Source organism: Carboxylicivirga sp. M1479, assembly GCF_007097485.1.
In the GTDB taxonomy this organism is placed as follows: Bacteria; Bacteroidota; Bacteroidia; order Bacteroidales; family Marinilabiliaceae; genus Carboxylicivirga.
This window is the reverse complement of sequence record NZ_VKDE01000061.1, coordinates 1-5,638: the sequence shown is the minus strand read 5'-3', so window position 1 is coordinate 5,638 and position 5,638 is coordinate 1. Positions and strand designations below refer to the sequence as shown.

Below are 5,638 nucleotides of genomic sequence, written 5' to 3'. Positions count from 1 at the left end.
CTTGGCGCACAATTCGAAGCTGAGGCATAGGCATTGGTGAAGATCATACCTTCTGCAGCTAAGGCATCCAGGTTGGGGGTTTCGTAATACTCAGAGCCCATAAAACCGACATCACGCCATCCCATATCATCAATATTAATTAGAATTATATTTGGGTGTTGTTCTAAAGGTTTTTTTCTTTTTATATTTCCACAAGAAAAGTGAATAAGTATAACAAATGCAAGTAATAAGCGCTGACTATGTTTTGTAAATTTCATAATATATTCCTGCTAAACAGATAATTATTAAGTAAGGATCTACTCTTTTATTATTCCCTAATATCGTATTCCTTAACTCTCTTTGAATGAGTAAGGATGGACAGTTTAATGCCTTTCAGGCACCCATAAAGTTTTTATTTCTTTATTCTTTAAAGGGTAACCTGATATTTATCACTTCTCCTGTTATCTCAGGATGGAGCGCCTCTTTTTTACGCAGTTCATTCTGTAACTCCAAGGCCATTTCGTAAAGTTTACTTGTGTTATCCTTAGCTAAATTATCAGTCTCAAATGGATCGTTTTCTAAGTCAAATAATTCATAAAAATCCTTATTATCTATCGGATAATGATATATAATCTTCCAATCCCCTTTAATCAAACTTGTAAAGTAGCTTGAGCGATGTTTATGGGGGAAGTGATTTAAGAATGTTAAGGACCGATTAGCATTGATTTGTCCTCCCAACTGTATTTTTAAATCATCACCATCAATAATGTGGTGTTTAGGAATACGAGCACCGGCTATATTACAAATGGTTGGGAATATATCAGTAATTTTACCTATTTGTTGTTGAATTGAATTTGGTACAATTTGGTACTCTTTTTGCCATGAACTCTCGTGGCTTTGATCAAGCCATGCAGCAATAAATGGCACCCTTACACCACCTTCCCAGCACATTGCTTTTTTTCCTTTTAAAGGGGCCGAACTACTATAGCCATTTTCCTTCTTTATAGGCGCATCAGAGCCATTATCCCCAATAAACAATACCAAAGTATTCTTTCCTAATCCCAAATCCTTAATGTGATTTATAATATCGCCTAATGATTTATCCATGCCTTCTACGAGTGTTGCATAAGCCTTTGCTTTTTCTGATTTACCAGATGTTTTATAATTCGCTGCAAAACGCGGATCTGATTGAAACGGTGCATGCACTGCATAGTGAGCCATATGCAGGAAAAATGGTTTCCCTTCTGATTTCGCTTTGGTAATTTCAGCCTTCGCTTCAAGCGTTAAGGCTTCCGTTAAAAAGGTATCTGTACCATGATACTTTTTTAAACCGGGAACAGCCCTGTTTCTAGCACCGTTTATATGCCCGTATCCATCTTCTCCGTAGTAGCTGCCAGGACGACCGAATGAATTCCCACCAATATTAACATCAAAACCCAGATTTATTGGATTTTCTGCATAACTAGCTACAGGTCCAAAGTGGGCTTTACCAATGTGAATGGTCTTATAACCGGCTTGTTGTAATAATTTAGGTAAGGTTAAGGCGTTAGCATCCGGCCCGGACCAATTCCATTCAGCCGGGCCATACTTCCCCTTGTTATTGAATTTTGGGTCAATATAGTTTGTTGCTCTATGACGCGCCGAATTCTGACCAGTTAAAAGGGCTATTCTGGACGGTGAGCAGACCGAATGGGCATAAAAATTAGAAAAACGGATGCCTTGCTTTGCAAGTCTTTCCATATTAGGAGTTCGGTAATAGTCGTTTAACGCTTCCTTTTTAGGCAATCCATTACTATCTGTTAAAAATGGTACTGATGTATCCATTAACCCCATATCATCCACTAAAAAAACAACTATGTTGGGGCACTCTTCCAATTCAGCGATTTTGCTCTTACACCCAAATAAGATACACAAAAGAACAAGCCAACTTAACCTATAAATCATTAAATAAATTTTATTAATGTTAATGCAGACTATACATAGACACTAACCTGCTTATAAATTGTTTCGAATACCAGAGAACGTACCTCCTGCATAACGCACTAAGTAATTACTCGAATCTCAGATGACTAATTACGACATTATTTAAGGGTGTTTCTATTTTCTCCTGACCATAACAGCCCAATTCGCCATAGCCTAAATCATCGGCCAAAATGTAGATAATATTGGGTTGCACAAGTTCTTTACTTTTTCCAGTTGAGTTTGTTTTGCACGCACTAAAAGTCACCATAATCGTAACCAGGCATGCTATACCTGTTTTATAAACTTTCAATTTTATATTTCTAATCATTTTAATTACGTTAGTCAATTCATCACAATGAACTAATGCGACTTTAAAATAACTTCACCACTTTTCAGATTACCAGAGCTGACACTTAGTTTGATTTCACCGGCTAATTCGCTTGTTTGCACCATTGCCACACATTTACCATAAAAACATTTTCTTTTGGTTATTAGCCGCTTTCGCAGCATCATTCCACCAATCGTTGGTACAATAAGTATCCAGTTTTTTAAAAGGAGCAATAACGGGAGGCTCACCGTGCTGTGCCTGAACAGAGGTGAACCAACATAAAACAAAGAGAATCAGACTAAATATCTTCATGCTTGTGTGTTAATAGATTTATGATAATTTTTATATTTTTAGTGAACGTCCATTTGCTTACCTGAATCAGCGTCTTTATGGATACGTACACCTGTTGTACCACCGCCCTTAAGCGTTAACTCTACAGGATTATTCGTCTTCCATTTTCCTCTTGTAATATCAGGAATAACCATTGTTTTTTAATAATGGTAATGGTGAGCTTAATGCTCACCTCCACCTTCAAAAACTTCCTGCTGTTTATCTACTTTCTTTAGTTTTATTTCATTAAGTTCCTTTTCCAACAATAGAACTTTATTCTTCAATTCATCTACAGTACTGCTCTCTGCAGAATTCCCTTCTTTATCCTGAAGCCCCTGTTTTACTTTAGGGTTATCAGTAAATACAAGCGGAACCCTTGCTGGTATGGATGAAAAACTAATTTCTCCACGACTAATATTATTTATGCCCTCCTCTAAAACAGAGGCTTTTATTTTTATTTCACCACTTTGGGTAGTGGATTGTATTAAAAGAGGAGCTGTACCCCAATGTATCTTTACAGGATTGGCCATGATAGTTTGATCACCAATAATTTTGCCTTCCCCTTCTATTTCAAATTTTATTACATCATTATTTAATCGCTCAACTACTCCATTTTCATCCACTACGGAAGCTATGATTGTAATAATATCTGAACCATTAGCAACTAATGAAATGTTTTTGTGCGCTAATTCCAGCTTCACCTTTTTTGTTCGCGATGAAGGCACCCTTTTAGTGCTAACTACAACCTCCCCATCTATCAGCCCCTGAGCTTCCAAATAGGCAAATTTCTTTTTTCCACTGCGATTAAGGTTTTTTAGATCGGCAAAATAAAATTCATCTTTAAAGATAGCGATTGGACTGTTCATTTTGAACTTTTCCCTGTCGGGCCTTATACTCAAAGTATCTCTTTGATACTTTATCAATCTTACCTCTTCACAATTGGTAAATACTGGTATGTCGGATGGTGAAAAAGGGGTCATTTCATTCGCAATGTATATAAAAGGCTCATCATCATTGGGCTTTAACTGACTCTTAAACAATTGATAAGAGTATTTTGTCTGACGAAAAACATCTGTAAGCCCACCATAGAAAGGTTCGGGCTGACCGCCTCTTTGGTGATCGAAACCATGCCATAAAGTACCACCAATATGTTGTCGAGGAGTATTGGCAAGAGCTTCTAAGGAAGTGTACCTATAAGGTGGATTTGCATAATGGATGGCCTGAACCATCTGGGCATTTTCTCCCCATCTACGTGCACAACGGCTTGGTGAATTTTGAGCTCCCCAGTCGTCAACACAATCGCCCCACTCTCTGGTAAAGAAACAACGGTCTTCGTCATCATAATTAAGGGCATCTGCTTTGTTATTTTCAGGCGTATTGGGAACCAGTCTATTATAAAACCCTCTTTTAAACGGGTGGGAGTATAGCACATCGTAATATTTATTTCCGATAGCATGACCATCACAAACTGTAAATGCATTGCCCCCAGGTACTTCAGTATGAACTAAATCGTGTGCATTTTTAGCAAAACTTTCAGAGTAGCGAGTTTCATTTAAAACAGGCTCCCACATAAGTACAGATGCACGGTTTCTGTCACGGCGAACCATGTTTTTAATATCCTCGTATATTCTTTGCTCAAACAAAGGATTTGTCTTATTCCAAAACTGCCAGCCAGGTGTAGCTTCAATGAAAAACAATCCCAACTCATCACAGGCATCCATAAATGCAGGATCGGCTGGATAGTGAGCGGCACGTACAACATTACAGCCGGCTTCTTTAAGTATTATAGCATCTCTCCATTGTCCTGAATTTGGCAAGGCGTTGCCAATGTATCCATAATCTTGGTGTCGGTTTGAACCTATTAGTTTTTCTTCATAAGCTTTGTTATTCAAATAAAAGCCGTCCTTGCCACGAAATTCTATTTTGCGTATGCCTATTTTTTGCTTTACACCATCTAATATTACTTTGTTCTTGGTTAATATCGATACTTCCAGATTGTGCAAATAGGGATTTTTTGGAGACCAAAGTTCAGGCTGTTTAAGCTTGAGTGTGGTTTTTACTTGCTTTGAAGAAGAGGCTGGTATACTGGCTTTCTCAAGCTTCTTAGCAAGAACCCTTCCATCTTTACTTTTTAAGGTATACAGAACAAGCACTGAGTTGATGGACGATTCATCATTTGCAATGTCGGCTTGTACAATTACATCCACCTGCTTCTCGCTTAAATTCTGATAATGAACGGCCAAACCACCTCCGGCAGTTTTATTTACATAATTTGGATTTGTAATATATGTATTGCTTGTTGTTACTAACCATACATCTCTGTATATACCACCAAAGTAGTTAAAATCCATCCTTTTGTTAGGCTTACCTGGCGCATAATTGGGATCATCGCTATTGTCGGCCCATACTGACAAGATGTTTTTTTCACCTTTCTTAACTTTGCTCGATATATCAATACCAAAAGGAAGATATCCGCCAAAGTGTTCTGCTAATAGTTCACCGTTTAACCACACCTTGCTCTTACCCATTATAGCTTCAAAGTGGATAAACATCTTTTTTTGTCCAATTCCTTCTGGAATTGTAAAATGTTTTCGATACCATGCTTCACCTTGATAATGATTATTACCACTTGCCTGTGTGGAATTTAACTCCAAGCCGTGCGGTGTAGTTACAACATCCCAATTTGAATCATCAAAATCTACTGCTTCCGCTCCCTTAATCGCTCCCTTATAAAAATGCCACCCTACATTAAAGTCAAACACCTCTCTGCCCGAATTGGGAACTTCAAAGAATCCTGCTACTGAATACTCAGGTTCTAATATTTTATTCTGTGCTACTAGGTTACTTGCTATGAACAACAGCACTAACACTATCACTTGTTTCATTGTATTTTATTTTAAATGGGGTATCTCATCAACACCCGTGATTTTCTTTTATAATTTTATCGTATGTCACAGGTTCTGTAATAACAGCCTGCTCAAGTAGTCGCATAAATAGCAAGCCTCTGCTTTTAGAGGTTCTTCTATTGTACCTGAATAC

General features: G+C 37.7%; 6 protein-coding genes and 1 pseudogene. All 7 read right to left on the bottom strand.

Translation table 11 applies throughout. From position 1 onward, the window contains the following. Positions 1-257 (bottom strand): sulfatase-like hydrolase/transferase (locus FNN09_RS20635; protein WP_143304388.1); only part of this gene is annotated, 257 nt, incomplete at its 3' end. A 142-nt stretch (positions 258-399) separates the two neighbouring features. Beyond that, complete coding sequence (locus FNN09_RS20630; RefSeq protein ID WP_143304387.1) at positions 400-1,923, bottom strand: sulfatase; 1,524 nt, start codon at positions 1,921-1,923, stop codon at positions 400-402. 106 nt (positions 1,924-2,029) lie between these two features. After that, on the bottom strand, positions 2,030-2,269 hold the full coding sequence (locus FNN09_RS20625; protein ID WP_143304386.1) for a hypothetical protein: 240 nt from the start codon (positions 2,267-2,269) through the stop codon (positions 2,030-2,032). A 135-nt stretch (positions 2,270-2,404) separates the two neighbouring features. After that, positions 2,405-2,581 carry a hypothetical protein gene (locus tag FNN09_RS21240; RefSeq protein WP_185969090.1) on the bottom strand — a complete coding sequence of 59 codons (177 nt, stop codon included), beginning with the start codon at positions 2,579-2,581 and terminating at the stop codon, positions 2,405-2,407. 38 nt (positions 2,582-2,619) lie between these two features. Then, positions 2,620-2,754 carry a hypothetical protein gene (locus FNN09_RS21500; RefSeq protein WP_255434210.1) on the bottom strand — a complete coding sequence of 45 codons (135 nt, stop codon included), beginning with the start codon at positions 2,752-2,754 and terminating at the stop codon, positions 2,620-2,622. Between the two features lie 27 nt (positions 2,755-2,781). Further along, on the bottom strand, positions 2,782-5,484 hold the full coding sequence (locus FNN09_RS20620) for a glycoside hydrolase family 2 TIM barrel-domain containing protein (RefSeq protein WP_143304385.1): 2,703 nt from the start codon (positions 5,482-5,484) through the stop codon (positions 2,782-2,784). 28 nt (positions 5,485-5,512) lie between these two features. Continuing rightward, positions 5,513-5,638, bottom strand: a pseudogene (locus FNN09_RS20615) (IS1595 family transposase); the annotation flags it as partial.